This window comes from Dactylosporangium sp. CA-233914, from assembly GCF_050942935.1.
In the GTDB taxonomy this organism is placed as follows: domain Bacteria; phylum Actinomycetota; class Actinomycetes; order Mycobacteriales; family Micromonosporaceae; genus Dactylosporangium.
In genome coordinates this window covers 12,610,912-12,635,064 of sequence record NZ_CP192030.1, presented here as the reverse complement: position 1 = coordinate 12,635,064, position 24,153 = coordinate 12,610,912, and the positions used below count along the sequence as shown (strand labels likewise).

The 24,153-nt window shown below is 69.7% G+C and carries 22 protein-coding genes and 1 pseudogene; 14 read left to right on the top strand and 9 right to left on the bottom strand.

Going from position 1 to position 24,153, the window contains the following annotated elements; translation table 11 throughout:
- Nucleotides 1-30: 30 nt before the first annotated feature.
- Complete coding sequence (locus tag ACQPY0_RS56575; RefSeq protein WP_432981437.1) at nt 31-1,011, top strand: hypothetical protein; 981 nt, start codon at nt 31-33, stop codon at nt 1,009-1,011.
- A gap of 475 nt (nt 1,012-1,486) precedes the next feature.
- Here ACQPY0_RS56575 and ACQPY0_RS56570 read toward each other — a convergent pair whose 3' ends face one another.
- From ACQPY0_RS56570 to ACQPY0_RS56555, 4 genes are all read right to left on the bottom strand, one after another.
- Nucleotides 1,487-1,810, bottom strand: a complete 324-nt coding sequence (locus ACQPY0_RS56570) for a hypothetical protein (protein WP_432981434.1) — start codon at nt 1,808-1,810, stop codon at nt 1,487-1,489.
- Nucleotides 1,811-1,900: 90 nt separating this feature from the next.
- On the bottom strand, nt 1,901-2,248 hold the full coding sequence (locus ACQPY0_RS56565; RefSeq protein WP_432981431.1) for a VOC family protein: 348 nt from the start codon (nt 2,246-2,248) through the stop codon (nt 1,901-1,903).
- Entirely contained in the window at nt 2,245-2,484 is a 240-nt protein-coding gene (locus ACQPY0_RS56560) for a hypothetical protein (RefSeq protein WP_432981428.1), read from the bottom strand. Before ACQPY0_RS56560 ends, ACQPY0_RS56565 begins: the two co-directional genes overlap by 4 nt.
- Nucleotides 2,481-3,254, bottom strand: coding sequence for a hypothetical protein (locus tag ACQPY0_RS56555; protein ID WP_432981425.1), 774 nt, complete (start codon nt 3,252-3,254; stop codon nt 2,481-2,483). Before ACQPY0_RS56555 ends, ACQPY0_RS56560 begins: the two co-directional genes overlap by 4 nt.
- An 880-nt stretch (nt 3,255-4,134) precedes the next feature.
- On the opposite strand from ACQPY0_RS56555, the gene ACQPY0_RS56550 reads away from it, so the two are divergent.
- Nucleotides 4,135-4,959 (top strand): ParB/RepB/Spo0J family partition protein, encoded by an 825-nt coding sequence (locus tag ACQPY0_RS56550; protein WP_432981422.1) that lies wholly within the window; start codon nt 4,135-4,137, stop codon nt 4,957-4,959.
- A gap of 180 nt (nt 4,960-5,139) precedes the next feature.
- Here the strand turns inward: ACQPY0_RS56550 and ACQPY0_RS56545 are convergent.
- A pseudogene (locus ACQPY0_RS56545) lies at nt 5,140-5,522 on the bottom strand (alpha-hydroxy-acid oxidizing protein); the annotation flags it as partial.
- A gap of 38 nt (nt 5,523-5,560) precedes the next feature.
- Nucleotides 5,561-5,764 carry an alpha-hydroxy-acid oxidizing protein gene (locus ACQPY0_RS56540; protein WP_432981419.1) on the bottom strand — a complete coding sequence of 68 codons (204 nt, stop codon included), beginning with the start codon at nt 5,762-5,764 and terminating at the stop codon, nt 5,561-5,563.
- A gap of 116 nt (nt 5,765-5,880) precedes the next feature.
- Between ACQPY0_RS56540 and ACQPY0_RS56535 the strand changes: the two genes are divergently transcribed.
- The 7 genes from ACQPY0_RS56535 (at nt 5,881) to ACQPY0_RS56505 (ending at nt 12,777) form a co-directional block, all read left to right on the top strand.
- Nucleotides 5,881-6,045 carry a hypothetical protein gene (locus tag ACQPY0_RS56535; RefSeq protein ID WP_432981416.1) on the top strand — a complete coding sequence of 55 codons (165 nt, stop codon included), beginning with the start codon at nt 5,881-5,883 and terminating at the stop codon, nt 6,043-6,045.
- Nucleotides 6,046-6,093: 48 nt separating this feature from the next.
- The gene (locus tag ACQPY0_RS56530) at nt 6,094-8,565 is read left to right on the top strand and encodes a LuxR C-terminal-related transcriptional regulator (protein WP_432981413.1); all 2,472 of its coding nucleotides are present in this window, start codon (nt 6,094-6,096) and stop codon (nt 8,563-8,565) included.
- A 153-nt stretch (nt 8,566-8,718) separates the two neighbouring features.
- Complete coding sequence (locus ACQPY0_RS56525) at nt 8,719-9,819, top strand: sensor histidine kinase (protein ID WP_432981410.1); 1,101 nt, start codon at nt 8,719-8,721, stop codon at nt 9,817-9,819.
- Nucleotides 9,816-10,475 (top strand): response regulator, encoded by a 660-nt coding sequence (locus tag ACQPY0_RS56520; protein WP_432981407.1) that lies wholly within the window; start codon nt 9,816-9,818, stop codon nt 10,473-10,475. The genes ACQPY0_RS56525 and ACQPY0_RS56520 overlap by 4 nt, the downstream gene beginning before the upstream one ends.
- A 54-nt stretch (nt 10,476-10,529) precedes the next feature.
- Nucleotides 10,530-11,243 (top strand): ABC transporter ATP-binding protein, encoded by a 714-nt coding sequence (locus ACQPY0_RS56515; protein WP_432981404.1) that lies wholly within the window; start codon nt 10,530-10,532, stop codon nt 11,241-11,243.
- Complete coding sequence (locus ACQPY0_RS56510; RefSeq protein WP_432981401.1) at nt 11,240-12,040, top strand: hypothetical protein; 801 nt, start codon at nt 11,240-11,242, stop codon at nt 12,038-12,040. Before ACQPY0_RS56515 ends, ACQPY0_RS56510 begins: the two co-directional genes overlap by 4 nt.
- Nucleotides 12,037-12,777: a hypothetical protein gene (locus ACQPY0_RS56505; protein ID WP_432981398.1), complete on the top strand. Its 741-nt coding sequence runs from the start codon at nt 12,037-12,039 to the stop codon at nt 12,775-12,777. The genes ACQPY0_RS56510 and ACQPY0_RS56505 overlap by 4 nt, the downstream gene beginning before the upstream one ends.
- 4 nt (nt 12,778-12,781) lie before the next feature.
- Here ACQPY0_RS56505 and ACQPY0_RS56500 read toward each other — a convergent pair whose 3' ends face one another.
- The 3 genes from ACQPY0_RS56500 to ACQPY0_RS56490 form a co-directional block, all read right to left on the bottom strand.
- Complete coding sequence (locus tag ACQPY0_RS56500; protein ID WP_432981395.1) at nt 12,782-13,213, bottom strand: hypothetical protein; 432 nt, start codon at nt 13,211-13,213, stop codon at nt 12,782-12,784.
- Nucleotides 13,214-13,680: 467 nt separating this feature from the next.
- Nucleotides 13,681-14,136 carry a hypothetical protein gene (locus ACQPY0_RS56495; protein ID WP_432981393.1) on the bottom strand — a complete coding sequence of 152 codons (456 nt, stop codon included), beginning with the start codon at nt 14,134-14,136 and terminating at the stop codon, nt 13,681-13,683.
- A 128-nt stretch (nt 14,137-14,264) separates the two neighbouring features.
- Nucleotides 14,265-16,289, bottom strand: a complete 2,025-nt coding sequence (locus ACQPY0_RS56490) for an Hsp70 family protein (RefSeq protein ID WP_432981391.1) — start codon at nt 16,287-16,289, stop codon at nt 14,265-14,267.
- Between the two features lie 808 nt (nt 16,290-17,097).
- Between ACQPY0_RS56490 and ACQPY0_RS56485 the strand changes: the two genes are divergently transcribed.
- From ACQPY0_RS56485 to ACQPY0_RS56465, 5 genes are all read left to right on the top strand, one after another.
- Complete coding sequence (locus tag ACQPY0_RS56485; RefSeq protein ID WP_432981388.1) at nt 17,098-18,705, top strand: IS1634 family transposase; 1,608 nt, start codon at nt 17,098-17,100, stop codon at nt 18,703-18,705.
- A 423-nt stretch (nt 18,706-19,128) separates the two neighbouring features.
- The gene (locus ACQPY0_RS56480) at nt 19,129-19,818 is read left to right on the top strand and encodes an RraA family protein (RefSeq protein WP_432981385.1); all 690 of its coding nucleotides are present in this window, start codon (nt 19,129-19,131) and stop codon (nt 19,816-19,818) included.
- Nucleotides 19,819-19,859: 41 nt separating this feature from the next.
- The gene (locus ACQPY0_RS56475) at nt 19,860-21,101 is read left to right on the top strand and encodes a mandelate racemase/muconate lactonizing enzyme family protein (RefSeq protein WP_432981382.1); all 1,242 of its coding nucleotides are present in this window, start codon (nt 19,860-19,862) and stop codon (nt 21,099-21,101) included.
- A 53-nt stretch (nt 21,102-21,154) separates the two neighbouring features.
- Nucleotides 21,155-21,853 carry an SDR family NAD(P)-dependent oxidoreductase gene (locus tag ACQPY0_RS56470; RefSeq protein WP_432981379.1) on the top strand — a complete coding sequence of 233 codons (699 nt, stop codon included), beginning with the start codon at nt 21,155-21,157 and terminating at the stop codon, nt 21,851-21,853.
- 33 nt (nt 21,854-21,886) lie between these two features.
- Complete coding sequence (locus tag ACQPY0_RS56465) at nt 21,887-24,043, top strand: glycoside hydrolase family 3 C-terminal domain-containing protein (RefSeq protein WP_432981376.1); 2,157 nt, start codon at nt 21,887-21,889, stop codon at nt 24,041-24,043.
- The last annotated feature ends 110 nt before the right edge of the window (nt 24,044-24,153 follow it).

Here is a 24,153-nt window from a genome sequence, read left to right as displayed (position 1 = left end):
CGGCGAAGACATGCAAAGAGAGGTCGAGCATTGTCCGCGGACCCCTTCGCCGGCTGGCAGACGGTTCCCCGCTCGGGGCTGTTCGCCCACCCGCCGGCCGCCGTCGTACTGGACGACACGACCGTCCACCTGTTCGCGGTCGGCGCCGACACCGTGCTGTACCACAACTGGGCGGGCATCAACGCGGCCCAGCTGACGTGGGTGGGCTGGGAGTCCGTGGCGCCGGGTGCGGTCGGCGCTCCGGCCGTGGTCAGTGCCGAGGCGGGCACCCTGGACGTCTTCTTCGTGGGCACGGACAGCGCGCTGCGGCACGCGTCCCGGACCGGCGCGACCTGGTCGGCGGACTCGCTCGGCGACGCCCTGCGCCCCGGGGTGACGGCCGTGGTGGCGGCCGCCGGCGAGATCGACGTCGTCGGGTGCGGCCTCGACGGCCGGCTGCGGTACATCCACCGTGGCCGGTTCGGATTCGGCCCGTGGCAGCAGCGCGACGGCGCCCTCGCGTCGGTACCCTCGGCGGTGGCGTGGACCGGCGACGTGCTGCAGGTGGTGGCGCTGGGCCCCGGCAGCGACCTGCTGCACCAGTGGTACGACCGGGGCATCAACGCCTGGAGCGGCTGGGAGAGCCTCGGCGGCCAGCTGAGCACGGCTCCCACGCTGGTCGCGCCGAGCCAGGAGCGGCTGGACGTCTTCGCCCGCGGCACCGATCTGTCGCTGCAGCACCGGTTCTGGGATCGCGGCTGGGGCGGCCGGTTCAGCTCGCTCGGCGGCACCCTCAGCGGCCCGCCCGCCGCCGTCGCCGATCCCGAGACCGGCCGCATCGAGGTGCTCGCCGCTCAGCTCGACCACTCGGCGGGCCGCCTCTTCTGGGACGGCGGCTGGGGCAGCTTCGTCTCACAGGGCGGCCGATGCGCCGTACCACCCGTACCCGTGATCCTGTTCGAACTCGATCAGCTCTTCGAGGTGGCCCTCGGCGCGGACGGCAACATCCACGTGCGGCGCATCCCGCTGTAGCCGCCCGCGCAACGGCCGGGTCCGGAGCGTTCCGGTCCCGGCCGGCCGGGCGCTCAGCGGCAGGCGGTGCCGTTGAGCGTGAATCCGCTCGCGCCGAGACCGAGCTCGTTGCCTGCCCGAGCGTGTTGTACTTGGTCACCAGATGCGTGTCTGCGTACGCATCCTGCAGGCTGGTGCCGGCCGGCACGAACATCTCCCGTGGCACCGCTCGGACGGCCTGTTCGACCGCTGGATCGGTGAGCGCGCCGCGGGCGACGGCCGCTGGCATTGCGGACAACTGGCTCGGGCGGCTGGCGGATCGCCACAGCCAGACGGCAAGCAACGCGGGGCCAGAGCCTGTCATGGCCTACCGCGACGGTCCCCGCTCGCCAATGGCAGCCAAGATCACGTGCACTGATCTGAGCCGCGATATGGGCGGCTCCGGGCATGCCTTGCCAGCGGTCGGGTGCACGGCGGGCAGAAGGCCATGACACTGTCACGCGATGCGCTGCGCGGCGGCGGTGCGGACCTCGTCGTCCTCGATGGGGTCGTCGCGCAGTTCGGTGAGCCAGCGGCGGGCGTGGTCGGTGAGTGGGGTGTGCCGGGTGGCCAGCAGCCGTACCGTGGGCTCGCAGTCGAGCAGGAAGCGCGGCAGCATACCGGTCGTGCCCGCCAGGTCCAGCTGGAGCAGGCTGCGCAGGTAGCTGGCCCGCTCGTAGGAGTGCGGTGAGGCCGCGCAGCCGTACGCATCTTCCGTGGCCCGCCCATTTACTATTATTAATAAGTCGACTTGATCAGATGCGCGCACATGCCGCTCCAAGGGCGCTCGTTGACTCCGCACGAGCTACCAGCTCGCCAGACGGGCTCGAGGGGGCTTGTCGGGACGGTAGGCTGTTGGCCCTTCTGTCGGTTAGCGGTGGCTGACGACGTTGACCACCTTGCCGTCTGGGTCGCGGACGAAGAAGCGCCGGACGCCCCACTGCTCGTCGGTAATCGGGTGCACGATCTCTGCGCCCGTCGCGCGTACCGCATCGTAGGCGGCGTCAACGTCATCGACCTCCACGCTGAGGTCCGGGTTTACGGAGGCCGCTGCATCTTTGGTGATGAGGATGACCTGGGCGGTGGGGTTGGACGGTGAGACGAGGTTGACCACCCAGCCCAGGTTCATCTCCTCGCGGAAGCCCAAAAGCTGGTAGAAGCCGCTGCTCGCGACCGGGTCGGCGGTTGTGATATCGGGCACGGCACGGCGAATCGTCATGCCGGATTTTGGCATGCGAAGTACTGGCTCGGCCACGACTGCTGCGCGGTCCGGCCAGCGACCGCCTCATGCAACACCCCGGCGACGTCGACCGCCTTCGTCGATACCGGAGTGACCCGCATCCCCACAATGCAGCGGGTGAACAGGTCCTGCGCGACGGTCAGCTGCGCCCGCACCCACCGGCAGGTCACCGGCTCCATCGCGAACACATCCAGGTCCTGCGTATCCAGGATCACGTACTCGCCGGGCCGGGGCGCCCGCAACCGGCCATAGACTCCCTGCGGCCGGTCAGCAATCGACCGGCGGCCCTTCGCGCTGCCCGACACCGCGTTCGTGCCCTGGTCAGCTCCGCCAGCCACCGGTAGGCCGTCGCTGCCGTGGACGGCAACCGGACCACGCCCGCCCCGTGCAACTCTTCGACCCTGGCCGCAACGCGGGCGATCACCGCACTACGGGTCGGCGTGGACGCGTCCACCAACTCGGCCAGCACCCACCGGACGGCTTCGTCCCACCGCGGATCCACCTGCGTCGGCCCGCCCCGCACGACGGAGACCAGCCCAGCCTCGCCGGCCTCGCGGTAGCCGGACACCCACCGCTCCAGCGTGCGGATGCCGACCCCCAGCTCGCTCGCCTTGCTGGCGTAACGCTGACGCAGCGGCACGTCCTGCGCGAACCGTGGATCAGGCTCACCAGGCGGCGGCCGATCCGCGCGGCCGCTGCGGAAGCCCGTCAACATCTCCCGCACGTGCCCGGCTCGTTCTGCGACCTCACGGCGCTGCTTCGCGGTCAGCGTCGCCAGCACCACCCCAACCGGGGCGTCGCTGGCGGCCGGCTCGAATAGGCTCCGCGCGGCGCTGATCAACGCGGTCAACCCGACTGTCCGCGCGGCGCTGGTGCGCTCGTTCCGCAGCGTCACCCGGGTACCCTCCAGCGCGAAGACCTCGACGATCTCGCCGTCCATCAGCAGCGTCATGCCCGGCGCCAGCGCCAGCGTCCGCGCGCCCACCGCGTGACTCCCACGCGCACCGGGGACCCCGCACCCAACACGACATCAGCGTCGATCTGGGCGCTCATCAGCGATGCGGATGAAAGTGTTCATTTCGCCGGTAAGGCGGACAATTCCGGCTAGGGGTTAGGGGTCGGCGCAACCCTGGGGTTATCGGAGGATCACTCTGGGTGTTAGTTTCGGGCCACTTGGAACTTTTGTGATTCGTGTGCGGAGAGTCGCAATTTATCGGACACGGGGGAGCTGCGGCATGTGTACAACGTGATCAGGAAAGGCCGCACCTCAAGGCGACACGGGATGGCGCAGGTTTCGCCATGATGCGAGCTTGGCATGTCTGCGCTCACGCGATGCGGGCGCCGCTGCCGCATGCCCGTCGCTCTTCGGCCACCCGGACTTCGGCCAGCCCCATGTCGTGAGGGCCGTTACCTGCCGAGTCCGGCCGCGGACGGCCCGCCCGCCCCCGATGCCATCGCCGTCGACGCCCCGGACCGGCCGCCTCGTCTGCGCCGGTTGTCTCCGGCCCGCCGTCCGGCTCCGGCGTGCGGTCTTGCCTCAAGTGTGTCCTCCGGCGGGCTGTGCGCCGGATCGGTGCCGGCCGGTCGGCGTGTCGGCCTGCCCGGCGACCGTGCGGGAACCCCTGCGCGGCCTGCTCTCCACGGATCTCACACCCGGACCGTGCTCCCGTGTGAGGTGATGAGCGGAAGGAATCTTCTTGACACTCAAGAAAGAGGACATCAATCGACAACCGGTCGTGCCGATGAAGATCAGCTTGCTCCGGCTGACCGGGTCACCGCGGCTCGCCGGTGCTGATCCTGACCACTTGCAGGCATTGATCGCCGCACAAAGGGACCTGCCGCCGATCGTGGTGCATCGTCCGACCATGCGTGTCATCGATGGCGCTCACCGGGTCCGGGCGGCCCTGCAGCGGGGCGAAACGACTATCTCCGGGCGCTACTACGACGGCACCGAGGAACAGGCGTTCGTGCTGTCGGTATGGCTGAACATCACGCACGGTCTGCCGCTGTCCCTTGCCGACCGCAAGCGGGCGGCAGAGCGCATCGCCACCTCGCATCCACAGTGGTCGGGCCGCCGGATCGCGGCGGTGACCGGGATCTCCGCGGGTACCGTGGCGGACATCCGGCGCCGGTTGGGCGACGCCCCCGCGCTCGGCGGGAGCCGGATCGGCGAGGACGGCAAGGTGCGCCCGCTGGATAGCAGCGCCGGACGACGGCTCGCCGGCCGGCTGATGACGGAGAATCCGAACCTGTCCCTGCGGCAGGTGGCCAAGGCCGCGGCGATCTCCCCGGAGACCGCCCGGGACGTCCGCAACCGGTTGCTCAGCGGCGCCGAGCTGGTGCCGACCCGCCGCGTCCGGGGCGCCGGGGTCCCGGCGAACGGCGGAGGAAGCCACGGCCGACCGTTGAACCTCGTCCCATCCGCGGGTCTATCCCAACGGCCCGTGTTCGATCGGGCCGCGGTCGTGAGCCGGCTCACCGGTGACCCTTCCCTGCGATACACCGAGACCGGTCGGAACCTGCTGCGGCTGCTGACCCTGCACGCCCGCTGGACACATGAGTGGGACACCATCGTCGAGAACGTGCCCCCGCACTGCACCGATGCGGTGGCCGATCTGGCTCGGGCGTTCGCCGACATGTGGGCCGACTGCGCCACCAGGTTGGGGCCCGTGAAACGGATAGCCGGCTGACGGAGAACCGGAGTTGCGTGGCCGGGCGGCGGTGTGAGAAACGTTACCGCTGCCCGATACCCGCGCGCACCTCGTCATCCTGCAGCGGAGTCGGTGGCGACGTCAAACGCGAACCCAGGACTGGCGTCCAACCGGAGGAATCTGCCGGTTGGACGGCGAACCGGAGAGCCGACGCCCGGCGGTGCGGAGTTCACCGGCAGCGGCGACCTCCGCGCAGCCAGCCAGTCCCATGGCGTCGCGCGACTCGGTCGCCAGCAGCGCAGGACGCTATACACCCCTCGCTCCCCGCCGGTTGCCAGTCCCCAGAGGAGCGGGCGGCCGACCAGGACGCCGGCGGCGCCGAGGGCGAGCGCGCGGAGCACGTCCGTGCCGCTGCGGATGCTGCTGTCCAGCAGGACCTCGCAGCCCCCGGCTACCGTGTCGACGACCTCCGGCAGCGCGTCGACACTGGCCACGGCGCCGTTGAACTGACGGCCGCCGTGGTTCGACACCATGATCGCATCCACGAAGTGCTCCACCGCGTGCCGGGCGTCCTCCGGTGCGAGGATGCCCTTGATCACCAGTGCAGCGTGGTGTGTCGCTGCAGCCGGGCGACCGCCGATCAGGTTACCGCCGGGCTGCACGCGGAGACGTCTCGCAGCACCCGGGGGAGCAGGAATATCTCGTCCAGGGCGATGCGGTTCGCGTGCAATGTCGTCTCGGCACCGCTGCCGCCGGCGATGAAGTCCCAGATCTCGGCGGACGGGATCGCCGCGGCGGTGTGTTCAAGGTCGGCCGACGTGACGGGATCAGCGTTACGGTTCACCGTGATCCGTCCGCCCTCGTTCCGCGCCGGCGTATTACGCCGTTGCTCGAGGTCACAGGACCCTTCTCCGAACTCCAACATTTCCGTATTGGTGTCAATAAATCAAGCTCCTGAACATGTATGGCTTGGCGTGGGTGCCTGCCGAAGGCATGGGTGGACATGATGCTGCGCATTTCGGCGTCTATTCAGAGCGGTGGCGCACGATGATCGCCATCGGGGCCGAGCTGATCTCGACCCGCGACGCAACCGGTAATTCCGAAGTGCACGATCAGTTCCTTTGATCACGGAGGCCCGGTATCGTGCCACAGGGCGGCAGCGGTATCAGCTCAATGCGGGGAGTCGTGACGTTGAGTGAGCGCAAATCTGAATTGGTCTTGTTCGATGAGATCCATGCGGCAACGGCTCTCGGCCGAGGCGCTGTCCTGCTCGTCAGCGGCGCGGTAGGCAGCGGAAAGACCGCACTGCTCCAGGCGATGGCCGAGCACGTCGGCCGACAGGGTGGCGCGTGGTTCATGGTCACGACCTCGGCTGACGAACGATCACACCCCTACGGCCTGCTCGACCGGCTCATTCAGGCAATGGGTGCGGCCGGCATGCGGAACCCGTATCGGGACGGCGGGACCGGCGACAATCGGGATTTCTTCGCGACGATGGACAGCGTGTGCGCTGCGATCTGCGACTTCGCCGGCGGCCGGGCCGCCATCGGCATCGACGACGTCCATTTCGCCGACGAACAGTCGCTGCGCTGCCTGAGCTACCTGATCCGCCGGATCGAGCACTGTGGTGTGGTGGTCGTCCTCAACGAGCGGTCGTCCTCGGAGTGGGACACGGCCGGCATCCGGGCGGACATCGTACATCTGCCGTTCTGCCACCAGATCCGCCTCGCGCCGCTGACCCCCGCCGCCATCAGGGAACAACTCGAGCAGCGGCTGGGCGGCGCGCCCGACGAGGTGTCGGTGCGGGTCTGCGCCGATGTCAGCGGCGGCAACCCGCTGTTGTTGCACGCGCTGATCGACGATCGGGCCGCCGAGCCCGGCCCGTCCGGCGGTGAGCCCGGAGCCAGCTTCCGGCAGGCGGTCCTGCGTGTCATGCACCGATGCGAGCCCACGACGGCCGTGGTCGCACAGGCAATGGCCATCCTCGGCGAGCACGCCACATCGGCACTGATCGCGGAGTTCGCCGGCCCGGACGTGGCCCTGGTGCAGGAGAGCATCCACGATCTGCACGAGATGTGCCTGCTCGACGCCGGCCAGTTCCGGCACGAGCAGACCCGTGCGGCAGTGCTCGCGAGCATTCCGTTGACCGAGTTGCCGGCGCTGCGGAGCCGGGCCGCCGAGCTGTTGTACGAGATCGGGGCGCCGGCGAGTGCTGTGGCCGAACAGTTGGTCACCGCCCACGACGGCGGCAAGGCGGCGTGGCGGGTCGCCATCCTGTGCGAGGCGGCCCGTCAGGCGATGGCCGCGGGTGACGTCGGCACTGCGGTGAACTGCCTGCGATACGCCGCGGGCGCCAGTTGCCACGAGGCGCAGCGGGCCCAGGTCGGCGTTCAGCTCGCCGAGGCCCTGTGGCACGCCGATCCCAGCCGGGCGGCGCGCCGCCTGCGGGAGCTGAGCCGGGATGCCCGGGCCGGGTTGCTCACCGCACCGGACATCCTGACCGTGGTCGACCAGTTGCTCTGGTGGGGTGAGTTCGCCGAGGCGGACGAGCTGCTCCGGCTCGGCGAGATCGAGGCCGAGGGTCTGGTCCTGGCGCGGCTGTGGGCGTTCCTGCGCACGGCGGCCCTTGGTTCGGAGCTGCGCGAGGAGCCTGGCCGCCCCGGCGACTCGCCGCTGGCGTATTCCGGGCCGATGGCCGCGGCCACCCTCCTGAGCGCGGAGGCGAACTCGGCCTTCGACGGCATGACGACAAGCCGGGCCGATCGGTTGCTGCTGGGCATCGGGGCCGACACCTCGCTCAGCCCGGCTCTCTATGCCCTCGTCCTGCTCGTGCAGGCCGGCCGGTTGGACGAGTTGCGGGTCTGGTGCGACCGGTTGCTGAAGGAGGACTGGATCGTGCGGGTGCCGATGCGCCGGGCGCTGATCGGGACGGTCTCGTCCCTGGCTGCGCTACGCGGTGGCGACAGTGTGGCCGCCCTGGGCAGCATCCGTGAGGTGCTCGACGCTGTGCCGCCCGCGGCCTGGGGTGTGGTGGCGGGCCTGCCGCTGTCGGTGGCCATCCGGGGCGCCATCGATCTGGGTGACGCGCAGTCGGCTCGTTCGTATCTGGCCGTCCCGGTGCCGCCGACCATGTTCGATACCCCGTTCGCGCTGCCCTACCTGCACGCGCTCGGGCGATACCACCTGGCCATGGGCGACCCGCGAAGCGCTGTGACGCACTTCCAGTCGTGTATCGAGCTGATGACCCGATGGCAGGCGGGCGAGGCGGGTATCGCGGCCGCGATGGAGTGGCAGAGGGAGGCGGCCGGGACGCTCGCCGAGCCAGGGCATGGTGCCGGTGCCGCCTCCGGGGCGGGGCGGTCCGCCCGCAGCGGCGAGTCCCCGCGCGGGAAGGGCTGGGGCCGCCGCCGCGAGTTCCGCCCGGCTGCGGATCTCGCCGACTCGGCGCTGACGGGCGAGACGGCCGGTGCCAAGCTGACGTACGCGGAGCGACGGGTCGCCGCGCTCGCCGCCGCTGGCAAGACCAACCGGCAGATCGCCGAGTATCTCTTCGTCACCGTGAGCACGGTCGAGCAGCACCTCACGAAGACTTATCGCAAGCTCAATGTGCGCAGCCGTTCCGGGCTACGGCGCTGCGGCCATTGATCCATTCAATGAACCTCGATGTCTGGGCGCCGTTGTCGCGGTTGGCCGAGAAGCGCACCGGCGGCTGGCCCTGGGTTCATCCCCGCCGGGGCCCACCGGTGACACGATCCGGTGCGCGGCCCACGACCGTGCGGGGTCGAGCATCATGGGGGCATGGGTGCGGTCGAGCACGACCTCAAGACGGATTCGCCGCGGGCGGTGGACGTCGGGGCGGCGCTGGTCGTGGTCGGGATGTTCTGGGTCTTGCCCACGGTCAGCGCCGGAGGCTGGCAGCGCGGGGTGATCGGTGCGTGCCTGGCGGTGGTCACCGGTGTCGTGATGGTCGCCCGGCGGCGGATCCCGTTCGGCGCCACGGTGACCGCCGGGGCGGCCACGCTCGTCGGCACCGTGCTCGGGGTTTGTCAGGATCCGATGTTGGCCACGGCGTGGTGCCTCTATCCGCTGGCCGTCGAGCGGGTGTCACGGACCCGTTTGGTCGCGGCCGTGCTGGCCGGCCTCTTCGCTGCGCTGTCGCTGGTCTCCGGCGTACCGGAAGGCGCCGTCCGCGGTCTCGGCGAGCAGCTGGTCGTCGCGGTGGCCGCGCTCAGCGTCGCGTGGCTGCTCGGCATGACGGTGGGCAAGCAGCTGCGCAGCGCGCGGGAGGCTGAGCGGGCCCGGGTGCAGCTGGCCGTGGCACGTGACGTGCACGACGTGGTGGGGCACGCGCTCGGCGTCATCGTCGCCGAGGCCGGGGTGACGCTGAGCCTGCCGGATACCCGCGAGGACGAGCTGCGGGCAACGCTGGCCGGGGTGGAGGGCCACGCGCGTACGGCGTTGGCCGACGTGCAGAGCCTCGTGCGGTCGTTACGCACCGACGACAGCCGGGTGGCGCCGAGTACGGCCGAACTGCCGACGTTGTTCGCCGCGACCCGGGCCGCCGGGATACGCGTCGATGCGTCCGTCGGCACCGGCCCGCTCGATGAAACGGTCGGCGCGGTGGTGTTCCGGATCGTTCAGGAGTCGTTGAGCAACGTGGTGCGGCACGCGCCCGGCGCGAGCTGTTCCGTGGACGTACGGCGGGAAGGAGACGGTGTCGTGGTGCTGATCCGTGACGACGGGCCGGCGGTGCCGGGCGGTGAGGTGCCCGGCACCGGCCTGGGCCTGGACGGCATGCGGGAGCGGGCCCGATCGATCGGCGGAACGGTTCGGTGGGGTACTCGGCCGGCTGGCGGGTTCGAGGTCGTCGCTCGGCTGCCCCTGGCCGGTGCTCGATGAGTGAGGTCCTCTCCGTCTTCCTGGCGGACGACGACGAGCGCTTCCGCGGCGCGTACCGGAAGTTGTTCGAGCGCACGGATGGCTTCCGATTCGCCGGCGAGGCGGCCGACGGCGCTGAGGCGGCCCGTCTGGTGGCCTTGCGCAAGCCGGTGGTGGCGTTGCTGGACGTCCAGATGCCGGGCACCGATGGGCTGGAGGCGGCGCGGCGGATCCTCGCGGGCGGCGGCACCCGGGTGATCATGCTGACCACGTTCGACCTGGACGAGTACGTCTTCGAGGCGCTCACCCTCGGGGCGTCCGGGTTCCTGCTGAAGAACGTCCCCCCGGCGGAAGTGTTGCAGGCCGTGCGTACGGTGCACGCGGGCAACGCGATGCTGGCGCCGGAGGTAACCGCGCGGCTGCTCGAACAGTTCATCCCGCGCCGCCCGGCACAGCGGCACGCCTTCGCCGGGCACGTGCTCTCCGAACGGGAGATCCAGGTGATCCGCCTGGTCGCCGGCGGGCACTCCAACCAGCAGATCGCCGACGAGCTCTTCCTGAGCCTCGAAACGGTACGCACGTATCTGCGCCGAATGTTCGCCAAGCTGGGCGTGAACGACCGCACGCACCTGGCGGTGCTGGCCCACCAGGCGGGCCTGCTCCGCGAGCCGCGGTAGGTGTCTACTTCCGGGGGACGCGCTCGCCCGGCGCCGCCGGGCACATTCTTGTCCATGATTGAGATCTCCGGGCTCACCAAGCGATACGGGGCGAAGCTGGCGGTCGACGAGGTCACCTTCGGCGTGCACCCCGGCCGGGTCACCGGCTTCCTCGGCCCCAACGGCGCCGGCAAGTCGACTACCCTGCGCATGCTGCTCGGCCTCGACCATCCGACCAGCGGCACCGCGCTGATCGACGGCAAGCGCTATCGGGACCTTCGCTTTCCGCTGCGCACGGTGGGTGCCCTGCTCGACGGCGCCGGACCGGTGCCCGAGCGTCGGGCGGTCGACCACCTGACCTGGATCGCGCAGAGCAACCGGATCTCCCGCCGGCGGGTGCGGGAGGTGCTCGACCTCGTGGGCCTGGTGGACGCGGCCAAGAAGCAGGTGAAGAAGTACTCGCTGGGTATGGCGCAGCGCCTCGGCATCGCGGCGGCGCTGCTCGGCGACCCGGAGATCCTGGTTCTGGACGAGCCCGTGAACGGGCTCGATCCGGAGGGCATCCGGTGGGTGCGGGGTTTCCTGCGGCAGTACGCGGCGTCGGGCCGTACGGTGCTGCTCTCCAGCCACCTCATGGCCGAGATGGCCGACACCGCGGACGACCTGGTGGTGATCGCCCGAGGCCGGATCGTCGCGCAGGGGACGCTCAAGGAGATCACCAGCGGCCACGCGTCCCTGGAGTCCGCGTTCTTCGCGCTGACCGGCGACCAGGCGGGGGTGGCCTGGTGAGCACGATCACTGCGGCCGCCCGGGCCGAATTCACCAAGATCATCTCATTGCGGTCCATCTGGATCGCCACCGGCGTCATCCTCGCGCTGCATCTGCTGGTACAAGCCGCGAACCTGCGTCTCAACTCGAACGCGGTCGCCGCCATCACCCCGAACGGCACGATCGAGCTTTTCGAGGGCGACCCGCAGCCGGCCCACCGGGCGCTCGTCGACTTCCTGGTCGCCTCCTCCTTCCAGATGGGCCTGTTCCTGCCGGCGCTCGCCGCCATGATCGCCGGGCAGGAGTTCCGTGGGCGGCAGCTCGGCCAGAGCGCGCTCGCCGTGCCGCGCCGCGGCCGGCTCGTCGTGGCCAAGACGATCGCGGCCACCTGCTTTCTGGCGCTGGTCTCCGCACTGATCGCCGCGGTCAGCGCCGCCTTCCTGTACGCCGCCACCAGGAACTGGGACCCCGGCCTGGTGGTAAGCGCCGACGCATGGCGCGGCCAGGCGAAGTTCCTGGCGTTCGCGGTGCTGACCGGTCTGGTCAGCGTGGCCCTCACCCTGCTGGCCCGCAGTACCCTGCTGGGCATCGTGATCACCGTGGCACTGATCGCGCTGACCATGACGCAACTGCTGGCCGCCCTGGCGCCGGTCCTGGATTCGCTGCTTCCGCTCAGCGCCGGGCGTAACCTGCTGCTGAACCCCGCAGAGAACGATCTCTCCGCCGGGCCGGGCCAGGCGCTGTTCGTGCTCATCGGCTGGCCGGTGGTGGCGATGACCGTCGCGGGAATCGCGCTCACGCGCCGGGACGCGCGATGACCGGAGCCGTCGCCGAGACCGGCGAGATCCGGCTGCACGACCTGGCGGCCGCCGAGCTGACCAAGATTCGCATGCTTCCGGCCGGCTGGATCGCGTTCGCCGTCGCGTTCGTGCTGAACACCGTGCTGGGCTTCGTGGCGGGGACCGATGCGGTGCGCCTCGCCGGCGCGGGCGGAACGACCCCGATCGCCCAACTCGGCATCGTGATGCTCGCGCCGGCCTACTTCCTCCTCGCGGTGCCGGTCTACGCCGCGGGGGGCGAGTACCGCGGCGGCCAGTTCCGGGTCAGCCTCGCGGCGGTTCCCGCCCGGCACCGGTTCTTCGCGGCGAAGCTGCTGGTGAGCGCGGCGGTGACGGCGGTCGCGGCGGTCGTCGTGGTGGTTCCCGGATACGTCCTGGAGCACGGCCCGGCGACCACGGTAGGCGGGCTCGCCGCCCGGGTGCTGGCCTACCTGCTGCTCGGGCTGACCGGATTCGGGTTCGCGGCGCTGGCGCGGACTGTCGTCACGCCGATCGCGGTGCTGTTCATCCTGCCGGTGCTGGTTTCCACCACGCTGGGTGGTCTGCTGCCGAGCCTGGTACGGCTGCTGCCGCATGAGGCGATGCTGAGTTTCCTCGGCATGCCCGCGAGCCCGCAGCTCGCCCTCGCACGGCCGACGGGGCTCGCGGTGGCGGCGGCGTGGGCCACGCTGCTGGTGGCCCTCGGCTGGTTCGCCACCGCCCGGCGGGACAGCTGACCGGTCAGGACGGCTGCTTGAGCAGGTTCGACCGGATGAGGACCGCGACCAGGGCATCGCGGCCGGCGCCCTTGGGCAGGTGCAGCTTCTCGCTTACGTACTTGATGTGCGCGTCAACCGCGCGCGGGCTGATTGTGCGATAGCGGGGCCGCAGCTTCTCGGCGATCTCCGCCGAGGTGGGCAGGCACGCGTCCATCGCACCGTCGAGCCGGTCCCGGCACAGCTCGGAGAGCACCGAATAGTAGGTCGACCGCCGGTCGAGCAGTGGGCGCCGGCCGACGGTTCCCTGGCAGCGCGGCGGGCGCCATCGCGCGGTGTACCGCGGTTCGTAACCGAAGACCGCCACCTTCGGGCCCCCGGGCGCGGCGGAGAGTTCGATCTGCGCCAGCTCGAAGGCACAGCCTGCCGAGGTGAGGGATGAGGACGCGTTCGACATCGCGGGTGTAGTGCAGTTTGGTCGTCGGGCGGATGCTGGTGCGGCTGGACAGCCAGTACCGCAGCCATCGCTCCACCGTCCACGACCGGGCAGTGCGGTCCTCACCAGTGGTGGCCAGCCACTCATCCCGGGCACGGCGGGCGGCTGCCTGCGACGGGTAGCCACCTCGGCGGGCGCGTTCCGGACGGCCGAGCAGGTTCGTGGCCGAGCAGTGGAAGGACCAACTGCCATGTCCGCGTTCCGTCAGGCGGGGACACACGCGTTCCAGCCTGCGTCCGGCGTCGTTACGGCATCCACACCGCTTGAAGATCACACCTGTGTCCGCCATGGCCGTGCCCTTCTCCTCGCCCGTCCTGGCATCCAGGGTGAGCGCTATCCAGGCAGGCGGACGTCACCCGAACGAGCGACGGATCCGGCATCGGCGCCGAGCGCACCGCAGCAGATGAGGATGCCGCGAGCCTGCGCCGTCAATCTCCACTGCTGTCCACGGGGTAGAGCGCCGGGTTGATCGCAGCAAGGGTGCCCGACAGACGAGCGGCTCCTCGACGAATGCCTGGATCAGGCTCTTCGAGGAACGCGTCGCACATTCGCACCGCAGCGTCACGTTCGCTGGCGTAGATCATGTACACGTTCTGGACTGCGGTAAAGATCCAGTCTGCATGGTTGTCGTCGGCGTCCGCCAGCGCTCGCGCGACCAGCGCCAGACCGGCCGGGTCTTTCCGACGAAGCAGCGCATCCGCGGTCACGAGGGTGACGAACGTGTCGTCAGCATCAAGCAGGAGCCGTCGCAGCGGCTGTGCCGACTCCGGCATCTCCGCAAAACTCGCCAGGGCCCGGCCGGCATCCGCCCGGTCCTGGTAGGCGCCGCTGCCGGCCAGCCTCAGCAGCGCCACAACCACGGCACGTCGAGCTTCCACGTCCATGCCCGTCATCATCGAGGACGTCCGTTCGCGTTCCTGCCCCGACTCCGACCTACCAGCCGCACGGGACCGACTATCGATGTCCGATGGCGAGCACACAGCGGAGCTGACGAAACGGCACCGGCTGCGGTTCAGGTGAGTTCATCGTGGAGTTCGCGGTGGGCGGCGGCGATCCATGCGGCATCCGGGCGCAGGGCGAGCGCCGTGTCGACGTCGGCGAGGGCTTGCTCCCGGTGGCCGAGGTCGTAGTGGACTCGGGCCCTGGCCTCGAACACCCACGCCTGGTCCGGGGACAGCCGGATCGCGGTGTCGAGGTCGGCGAGGGCGGCGGTGAGGTTGCCGCGGCGGTGGTGGACCTGACCGCGGGCACCGGCGATCCAGCCCACATCCGGACTCAGCGTCACGGCCACGTTGTAGTCGACCAGGGCGGCGTCGAGGTCGCCGAGGTCACGGTGGATCGCGGCGCGTTCGGCGAGCATCCACGCCAGGTTCCCCTGCGGATCCATCTGCAGTGCCCGGTTGACGTCCCCCAGCGCTTCGGCCAGTTGACCGAGGCGCTGCCGTGCAACACCCCGGTCCGCGTACATCCACGCCTGCCCCGGGTCGAGTGCGATAGCCCGTTCGATGTCGACGAGCCCGCCCTGCGGGTCGCCAGCGCGAACCCTCGTCGCGCCGAGATCACCGCGGAACGTCGCGTTGTCCGGGGCAAGGCGGACGGCCTCGCCGAGGTCGGCGACCGCCGGTTCGTAGCGTTCCAGTTCGCGGTGGACGAGCCCGCGCTGCGCCCAGCTCCGTGCGTCGGATGAGTCTAGTTCCAGTGCCCGGTCGAGATCGGTCAGCGCCGCGTCGAGTTTGCCTAGTCTGCGGTGCGTCTCGGCCCGCAGCTGCAGGCCGGTCACGTCGTCGGGAGCTCGGGACACGACCCGGTCGAGGACGGTGAGCGCCTCGGCGTGGCGGCCCTCGCGAACATGCGCGTCGGCGACGTCGACGTCCCGTTGCGGTGTGTCCACCGGTGCCGAGGCCTCCGAAGGGGCGGCACCGGCGAGAAGGCTGCCAGCCGCGACTGCCAGCTCCGGTTGCTCGATGACGACCGGTGCCCGTTTGAGGGCGCGGTGCAGCAGGGTCGCGACCAGTGGCATCCGGCTTGAGCCGCCGACGAGGAACACCCCGGCGATACGGTTCTCGGCGATATTGGAAAACCGCAGTACGCCCTGGGTGATGCGAACCGTCTGCTCCACGATGGACCTGGCGAGGACATCGAGCTCGTCGCGGGTCAGGTGAGCGCCGGCGGCCAGGGATGGCACGACGAGGTCGGCCGTCGGCAGCCGCGACAGGCGTTCCTTTGCCTCCCGTACGTCGTGCCACAGCTGCCCGTGCGCCCGCCGTTCCTCAACGGTCGACGGTTCCCGCAAACGCCGCCACACGTCCGGGTCGCCAGTCGTGCGCAGGTGTTCTACGACGCTATTGTCAATGTCGAGCCCACCGAGGTCGTCGCGGCCCTCCACAACAAGAATCTCGAACCCGGCACCCGTTCGGGCCACAACACTCGCGTCGAAGGTTCCCGCGCCGAAGTCGTAGACCACAACGACCGACCCGACCGGCACTTTGTGATCGAGGACGCCGGTGAAGTACACAGCGGCCGCGACCGGTTCGGCGACGAGCCGGACGCGGCCGAGCCCGGCGGCCGCGGCGGCATCGGCGAGAACCAGTTGCCGGGTGGCGCCCCACGACGCGGGGCAAGTCAGCACAACGTCGAGCCTGTCGACGCTGGCTCCTCCAGTGACACGGCGGCACTCGTCACTGACCCTGGACAGCACGGCGGCTATCAGGTCGGTGACGGGGATCTCACGGTCGCCGAGCAGGACGACGGAGTCGTCGACGCGGCGTTTTGGGTTCGGTTCGAACCGCGCCGGGTCGACGCGGGAGCTCTGCAGCGCGTCACGGCCGGTGACGATTGCCCCGGCCGGGTCGGCATAGACCGACGACGGTAGCAGCGGCGAACCGTCGAACAACAGCGGACTCGTCCGGCCGTCCTGGGTCCGGACGACGGCGGCAGTGTTGAATGTGCCGAAGTCGATGCCGAGTCCGACGGTGCCCATGCGCTCAAGTCTATTACGCTCGGCGGGGCTCGCTGGGTCCGCGGCGCCCGTGGACACTGTCGGTTACCGATTTCCGGAGAGGCCGTTTGTTGGCGGTGGTCCAGAATGTCGGCACCTCGACCTCACCGCCAACCTCTCCCGGCACGCCACCGTCCTCGGCCCACCGTCCTCGACGCGACCCGGCCCACCGACGCCCAGCTGCGGTACGCCACCGGCAACAGGCTTGACCAGCCGCCGCTACGACCAGCAGGAGCCGACAGGCGCGGAGGATCTGGAACGTCAGTTGGCGGACAGGATGCCCCCTCTGCGCGAGTGGATTGCGACGTTCGACGCGACCGACTTGTTGGCACCCGACGGGCCGCGCGTGGTCAGAGGGCTGCTCACCCCTGCTGCTCCGCAGGCAGCGCACGGCATACAAGAAGGTTCCGCCACCCGTGTACCGTGCGATCGCTACCCGGCCAGCAGCAGGCGCATATTACACAGATCGGATGCTCGCACATCGGCATGTGTGCTCACCCGATCATGGCCGGTCGACGGCGTCCGCCGCCGCCTCGCGGATCGTCTCGTCCGGGGCCGCGCCGGATGGGTAGTCGCCATGCGACCCGGAAACGTAGATCAACCGCCTCTCTCGTTTCGTCCACTGTGGACCTGTCGTGTTCCGAAAGGGATCCGCTGCTTCGCAACGGTCTGGATCGGTTGATGTCCGTGCTGGTCGGCCAGCGTCGATCTGTCTAGACCCGTCTTTCGCACATGGTTGTGAGTGGCGATGTACGGTGTCGGCGGGTTGAGGTGGTTAGGTCTGTCTATGGGTGTTGGTGGTTCGTCTCGGGGTCGTGCGGTGGGTGGGCGGCGGGCGGAGTTGACGGTGGTGTCGGTGTTGGAGAAGCGGTTGGGGTCGTTACCGGTGATCGCGGAGTTCTCGCGCCGGCTGGACATCGCGGACATCATCGACCGGGCTTGCCCGGTTCGGGACGTGGCCCATGCGACGCATGGTCAGGTCATCGAGGTGCTGATCGCGAACCGGTTGACGAACCCGTCCGCGATGGTGGGGATCTCGGCGTGGGCGGCGGCGTGGGCGGTCGAGGAGGTGTACGGGGTGCCGGCCGCGGTGCTCGGTGATGATCGCCTCGCTCGGGCGTTGGATGCGATCGCGCCGCACTTGGACGGGATCGTCGGGTCGGTCGGTGCGGCGGCGATCGAGGCGTTCGGGATCGACGTGTCCCGGTTGCACTGGGACATGACGAGCGTGTCGCTGCACGGCGCCTACGACGAGGTCGACGACAGGTTCCCGGCGCCGGGGTGGGGACATCCGAAGGACCGCCGCACCGATCTGCAACAGATCCAGGCCGGGATCGCGGTCGCTTCCGACGGTGGTGTCCCGATCTTCCATCAGGCCTACGACGGCGGCGCCGGGGAGGTGTCCCAGGTCATCGAGGCGATGCAGCACATGCGGACGCTCGCCGGGCAGCGCCGGTTCCTGCTGATCGGGGACTCGAAACTGCTGTCCTACAGCAACATCACCGCGATGCACGACGCGGAAGTCGGGTTCATCGCACCCCTGGCGGCGGGACGGGTCCCGGCCGGGCTGTTCGCCTCGCTCGACCCGGCCCAGGCCGTACCGGTGGACTACACAGCGCAACGCGACGTGGGCAAGCCCGCCGACCGGCGCGGCGCCTACCGGGTCTGCGAGGACGTCATGGACATCCCCGGACCCCGCAAACGCGACCCGGTCCACCACCTGCGGCGGGTCCTGGTCCACTCCACCGCGAACCAGACCGCCGCCGCCAAGTCCAGAACCCTCAAACTCGACAAAGCCCGCACCGAACTGGACACCCTCGTGCGCACCGCGGGCACCCGCTACCATCCCGACACCGCTGCGGTCGCCGCGAAAGCCGACCAGATCAGCCGGCAACGCCGCATCAGCGCCTACCTACGCACCCAGGTCACCACCGACACCGCCACCGGCAAACCCGTCTTCACCTGGCACTTCGACGAAGCAGCCATCGCCGCCGAAGCCGCAACCGACGGCTGGTACGCCCTGCTGTCCAACCTGCACCCCGACGAGGCCGACCCCGCCGAAATCCTGCGCCGCTACAAGAACCAACCCGCCGTGGAACAGCGCTACGCCACGATCAAAGGCCCTCTCGCCGTCGCGCCCATGTTCCTGCAACACAACCGGCGGATCACCGCACTCATCACCGTGATCTGCCTCGCCCTGCTCATCTTCAGCCTCATCGAACGCGAGGTCCGCACCAACCTTGCCCGGCAAGGCCACACCGACATGGTCGGGTTCTACGCCTACGACAACCGAGCCACCCGGCCCACCGCACGACTCATCCTGCAAGCCCTCCACGACCTCCGACTCATCCCCGCCCACGACCAGCAACCACCCAAAATCCCCCAACCCGGATGGCTGCAAGCCCAACTCCTCACACTCCTCAACGTCGATCCAACCCAGCCACGCTGGCCATAAACCACCGCTCAAGACCATGTGCGAAAGACGGGTCTAGACGCGAGCGAGTGTGGATTCCGCCGGACTCATGGCGGCCGGCAGCATGGCTGTCCGCGCTTCGCGGCGAACCCGTCCGTGTCCCTGCGTAGGTCGTGGACGGGGATGCGGGGCAGGGCCGCCTCGGCGGTCGGCAGGCGGAATCGGTCGAGGACGGGTTGCGGTCGGAGAGGCTGCCGGTCCGGGTTGGTCTTCAGACAGGACGGCGTAGGGCTTCGACGGCACGGCGGGAGAGGGCGATCCCGTCGCGGCTGCCGCCGGTCCTGGGGTCACCGAGCAATGGTCCGGCCCATCTGAATGAGCAAAGTTTCTTGCCAACTTCTCTTATATCTAGATAGGCTGACGGTCGCCGCGCAGTGGATGTGGGTTACGCAAAGGAGTTCGACCTTGACAACCAACGCTCCGACCTTCGACCCGAGGTCGGCCTCCGAGCCCGAACTCTTCGCCCTGTTCCGCGAGCGGCTCCACACCCCGGTCGTCGGCGACATCCTCGACACGCTCGGGCTCATGCATCAGTTCCTGCCACCGGAGATCCACGGCATCCGGGCCGAGGTGAAGGTGGTCGGGCGAGCGATGCCCGTGGTCATCGCCGACGTGAGCGGCCCGCAGAGTCGGCCGTTCGGCCAGCTGACCCAGGCCCTCGACCAGCTCGAGCCCGGCGAGGTCTATGTGGCCCAGAACGGCACCGTCCCGACCGCGGCCTGGGGGGAGATCCTGACGGTCGCCGCGCGTGGCCGCGGGGCCGTGGGCGCCGTGATCGACGGGTATCACCGCGACACCCGCGCCGTGCTCGCGCAGGATTGGCCGGTCTTCAGCCGGGGCGGCTTCGCGCAGGATGCCGGCGTTCGCAAGGTCGTGGTTGATTACCGCGTCCCCATCGAGATCGGCGGCGTACGTCTAGCGCCGGGTGATCTTGTCTTCGGGGATTACGACGGAGTCGTGGTGGTGCCGGCGCACGTCGAGCAGGAGGTCATCGAGCGGGCGATCGAGAAGGTCTCGACGGAGAACTTCGTTCGCCAAGCGATCGAGCAGGGCATGTCGTCGACCGATGCGTTCGAGCGTTTCGGCGTCCTGTAGAGCCTCCCCCAATCCCAGACCTGCATTGTCAAGGAAGTGCCATGAGCATGATCAAGAGTGTGTCGACCGCGGTGGTGGCGGCGAACTTCGATTGGACGATCGTCCGGATCGAGACCATGGACGGTCAGGTCGGATGGGGTGAGTCCTTCTTCGCTCCCGGCCTCACCAGCATCATCCGTGCCATGGCGCCCCTCATGGTCGGGCAGGACGCGCGGAACACCGACGCGGTCATCGCGCGCCTGCGGGCTGCGGCCTCGGGCGCGGGCTCCGTGGGCGGCATCATCCACAACGCGCTGTCCGGCATCGACGCGGCGCTGTGGGACCTGAATGCCCGCGTGCTCGGCGTGCCGCTGTGGCAGATGCTCGGCGGGCGCTTCCATGAGTCGGTTCGGGTCTACGCCGATTGCCACAGCGGCGGGGGCCTGATGAGTCTGGGCCCGATGCTGGATATCCGGCCCGTGCCCTGGCACGACGACGAGGCGGTCGCGGACGGCGTGGTGGGCAGGAGCCTGTTCGACCCGGACGCCGAAACCGGCAAGATCGACCTCGACCTGCTCGCCGACCGGGCTCGGCAGGCGGTCCGCCGGGGGTTCGACGCTCTGAAGTTCGACCTGGACGTGCCGGGTCTCGTGCCGACCCGAGCCGGATCGAGAAGCATGCCGGTCGGAGCGGAGCGCCTGGCGCGGGAGATGGTCGAGGCGATCTCGAGTGCGGCCGGGCCGGAGGTCGAGCTCGCTTTCGACCTGCATTGGCGCTATGACATGGCATCCGCGGCCCGGCTCGCCGGAGCCCTCGAAGGCTTTCCGATCCTCTGGCTGGAGGATCCGCTGCCGCCGGAGAACGTCGCCGGCCTCATCTCGCTCGCCCGCACGACCTCCACTCCGCTCGGCGGGGGCGAGAATCTGATCGGCCATCGCGGATTCGCGCCGCTGTTGGAGACGGGAGCGCTGGCCGTCGTGACGCCGGATCTGGGCAAGGTCGGCGGGGTGTCCGAAGCTCGGCGGATCGCGGCGTCCGCCGCGGAGCGCGGCCTGGCCGTCGCGCCGCACAACATCGCCGGGCCGATCGGCACCGCGTTCGCCGCGCAGGTCGCAGCGACGTGGCCGAACCTGCTGGCCCTGGAATTCCACGCGCAGGACGTGCCGTTCTTCGACGAGCTGGTGGGCGGCGCGCTCATCGTCGGCGGCCACATCGCCATGTCGGACCGCCCGGGGATCGGGGTCGAGCCGGATCTCGCCGTGCTGCGCCGGTGGGCGAAGCCGGGCGAGGAGTTCTTCGCATGAGCACCACCGAGAGCCTGACCGCCACCCAGAGCCTCTCCGGCCGTACCGCGCTCGTGACCGGCGCCGCCCGGGGGATCGGGCTCGCCATCGCGGACGCGCTGGCCGCTGCCGGAGCGTCGGTCACGGTGCTGGACCTGGCGCCGGAGCCGGCGCCGGACCTGCCGTACCGGTACATCGCCGCCGACCTGTCCACGGCGGAGGCTCCAGCGTCCATCGCCGAGCGAATGGGGGATGAGCCGCTCGACATCCTCGTCAACAACGCCGGCTATGAGGTCGAGGAGGACTCGCTCGAGCTGAGCCTGGCGGACTGGGATCGCACCCTGACCGTGAATTTGCTGGCGCCGGTACGCCTGATCGGTGCTCTGCGGAAGAGTCTCACCGCGCGTCCCGGCGCCGCCGTGGTCAACGTGACGTCGATCCACGAGCGCGTTCCATATCCCCGCCACCTTTCCTACAGCGTGTCCAAAGCGGGATTGTCGATGGCGACCAAGGTGCTCGCTATCGAGCTGGCCCCGCGCGGCATCCGCGTCAACGCGGTCGCCCCCGGTGTCATCCGAACCGCGATGAACGAACACACGATCGCCGCCGTCGGTGAAGACCTGTTCCAGCGTGCGGTGCCGACCGGCACGATCGGCGTGCCCGCCGACGTCGCGGGCGCGGTGGCTTTCCTCGCCTCCGATGCGGCTCGCTACATCACCGGTACGACGCTCTACGTCGATGGTGCCTACAGCGAGAACATCGTCCGTTACTGAGCCAGAACCCGACATCGAAAGCGAGGTGCCACCGTGCCTTTCGACCAGCATGACCAACGGGCCGCCACCCTGGTGGCGCAGATGACCCTCGACGAGAAGATCCAGCTCGTCACCGGCTACATCGGCATTCCCATCGGCGCGGACGGCCCCGAGAGCGACGACCCGATGTTCAAGCTCACCCCCGAGACCACGCCCCCGCCCGGCGCGGTCGGCAGCGACGGGTTCGTTCCTGGCATTCCGCGACTCGGCATCCCCGATCTCCAGCTCGCCGGCGCCGGTGTGGGCATCACGTCTCTGGTCGAACGCCCGGGCGGTGAGAACGTGGTCTTCCCGTCCTCCGTCGCCCAGACCGCGACCTGGAGCGAGCCGCTCGTGCGGGAGTTCGGCCGGCGGCTCGGAGCGGAGGCGCGGGCCCAGGGCATCAATGTCGTGCTCGCCGGTGCCACGAACCTCTCGATCGAGCCGCGGTCGGGGCGCAACTTCGAATATCACGGCGAGGACCCCATCCTGGCCGGCGCCATGGTGCGGGAGGAGTTGCTCGGCACCCAGGACAGTGGGGTAGTGGCCACCGTCAAGCACTTCGCGGCGAACTTCCAGGAGACCGGCCGATTCGTCGTCAGCTCGGTCGTCGACGAGCGGTCCCTGCGCGAAGGCGAGCTGCTGGCCTTCGAGGTGGCGCTCACCGACGGCGATGTGGGCGCCGTCATGACGTCGTACAACCGGATCAACGGGGTTTACAGCTCCGAGAACCACTATCTGCTGACCGAGGTGCTGAAACAGGAGTGGGGCTTCCGCGGGTGGGTGATGTCCGACTGGGGCGCCGCGCACAGCACGGTCCCCTCCGCGCTGGCCGGTCTCGACCAGGAGTTCCCGCTCGCGCACTGGTTCGGCCAAGCGCTCAAGGATGCCGTCGAGCGCGGCGAGGTTCCCCTGGAACGCCTCGACGACATGAACCGGCGCATCCTTCGATCCCTGATCGCCGTCGGTGTGCTCGACCGGGACGCCTCGCAGAAGCCCGCATCCGCGACGGAGGACAACCTCGACACGGCTCAGCGGATCGCCGAGGAAGGCATCGTTCTGCTCAAGAACAACGGCGTGCTGCCGCTCTCCGACGCCGTCTCCCGCGTCGTCGTCATCGGCGCGCACGCGGACATCGCGGTGCCGTCGGGCGGCGGATCCGCCGCCATCCGGCCGATCGGTGGCAACCCGGTGAAGGCCGCGCCCGGGGCGTTGCCGCAGTACTGGGTGCCGTCCTCGCCGCTGCACGCGCTCCGCCGGGAGCTGCCCGGCGCCGAGATCACCTGGTTCGACGACTCGGACGCCGAGGCCGCGGCGAGCGCGGCGGAGCATGCCGACGTCGCCGTCGTGTTCGCCGCGCAACTGACGAGCGAACACTTCGACGTACCCGATCTGGGACTCGCCGACGGGCAGGAGGAGCTCATCGCGGCCGTCGCGGCCGTGGCGCCGCGTGTCGTCGTGGTCCTTGAGACCGGCGGCGCCGTGACCATGCCGTGGCTCGACGATGTCGAGGCGGTCGTCGCCGCGTGGTACCCCGGGCATCGCGGTGGCGACGCCATCGCCCGGATCCTGACGGGCCGGGTCAACCCCTCGGGGAAGACACCGCTGACGTTTCCGCGCAGTGAGGACGATCTGCCCCATCGGGCCGTCTTCCCGATGCCCCCGCTGCCGGGTCAGACCGGACCGGTCGAGCTGACGCTGGTCAACCTGCTCAAGGAACAACAGGGCGAGTACTTCGACGCGGTCTACGACGAGGGACTGCTCCTGGGCTACAAGTGGTACGACGCCGGCGACCGGGCGGTGGCCTTCCCCTTCGGTCACGGACTCTCGTACACGAATTACGAGTACGGCGCCGTCGATGCACAGTGGACACCCGAGGGTGCCCGCGTCACGGTGAGCGTGCGGAACGCCGGAGCCGTGGACGGCAAGGAAACCGTGCAGGTGTACGCGACCCTGCCCGAGGCCGCGGCGGCGCCCCGACGCCTCGTCGGCTGGGCCAAGGCTGAGATCCGGTCGGGAGAGACCAGGACGGTGACCATCGACGTGCCGGCGAAGTACCTGTCGGTGTGGTCGGTGGCGGACAAGATCTGGTCCTTTCCCTCCGGGGCCTTCGCAATCGAGGCGGCGGCGTCGTCGCGGGACTCCCGCGGAACGGTCCACCTGCACCGCTGACCTCCACTCCCAGGCCGCGGCGGCTCTACCGGCCGTCTAGGGCCTGTCAACTTCTATTATTAGCTGATATCATCCGGCCATAGTGCCAGATGAGATGCTCCTGGAGGTCT

What these genes read in the sequence shown, in the direction of transcription:
- ACQPY0_RS56565 (WP_432981431.1), bottom strand. Translation starts at nt 2,248, where the DNA reads ATGACGATTCGCCGTGCCGTGCCCGATATCACAACCGCCGACCCGGTC.
- ACQPY0_RS56550 (WP_432981422.1), top strand. Translation starts at nt 4,135, where the DNA reads ATGCGTGTCATCGATGGCGCTCACCGGGTCCGGGCGGCCCTGCAGCGG.
- ACQPY0_RS56535 (WP_432981416.1), top strand. Translation starts at nt 5,881, where the DNA reads ATGTATGGCTTGGCGTGGGTGCCTGCCGAAGGCATGGGTGGACATGAT.
- ACQPY0_RS56530 (WP_432981413.1), top strand. Translation starts at nt 6,094, where the DNA reads ATGCGGGGAGTCGTGACGTTGAGTGAGCGCAAATCTGAATTGGTCTTG.
- ACQPY0_RS56525 (WP_432981410.1), top strand. Translation starts at nt 8,719, where the DNA reads ATGGGTGCGGTCGAGCACGACCTCAAGACGGATTCGCCGCGGGCGGTG.
- ACQPY0_RS56520 (WP_432981407.1), top strand. Translation starts at nt 9,816, where the DNA reads ATGAGTGAGGTCCTCTCCGTCTTCCTGGCGGACGACGACGAGCGCTTC.
- ACQPY0_RS56515 (WP_432981404.1), top strand. Translation starts at nt 10,530, where the DNA reads ATGATTGAGATCTCCGGGCTCACCAAGCGATACGGGGCGAAGCTGGCG.
- ACQPY0_RS56505 (WP_432981398.1), top strand. Translation starts at nt 12,037, where the DNA reads ATGACCGGAGCCGTCGCCGAGACCGGCGAGATCCGGCTGCACGACCTG.
- ACQPY0_RS56500 (WP_432981395.1), bottom strand. Translation starts at nt 13,213, where the DNA reads ATGTCGAACGCGTCCTCATCCCTCACCTCGGCAGGCTGTGCCTTCGAG.
- ACQPY0_RS56495 (WP_432981393.1), bottom strand. Translation starts at nt 14,136, where the DNA reads ATGGACGTGGAAGCTCGACGTGCCGTGGTTGTGGCGCTGCTGAGGCTG.
- ACQPY0_RS56475 (WP_432981382.1), top strand. Translation starts at nt 19,860, where the DNA reads ATGAGCATGATCAAGAGTGTGTCGACCGCGGTGGTGGCGGCGAACTTC.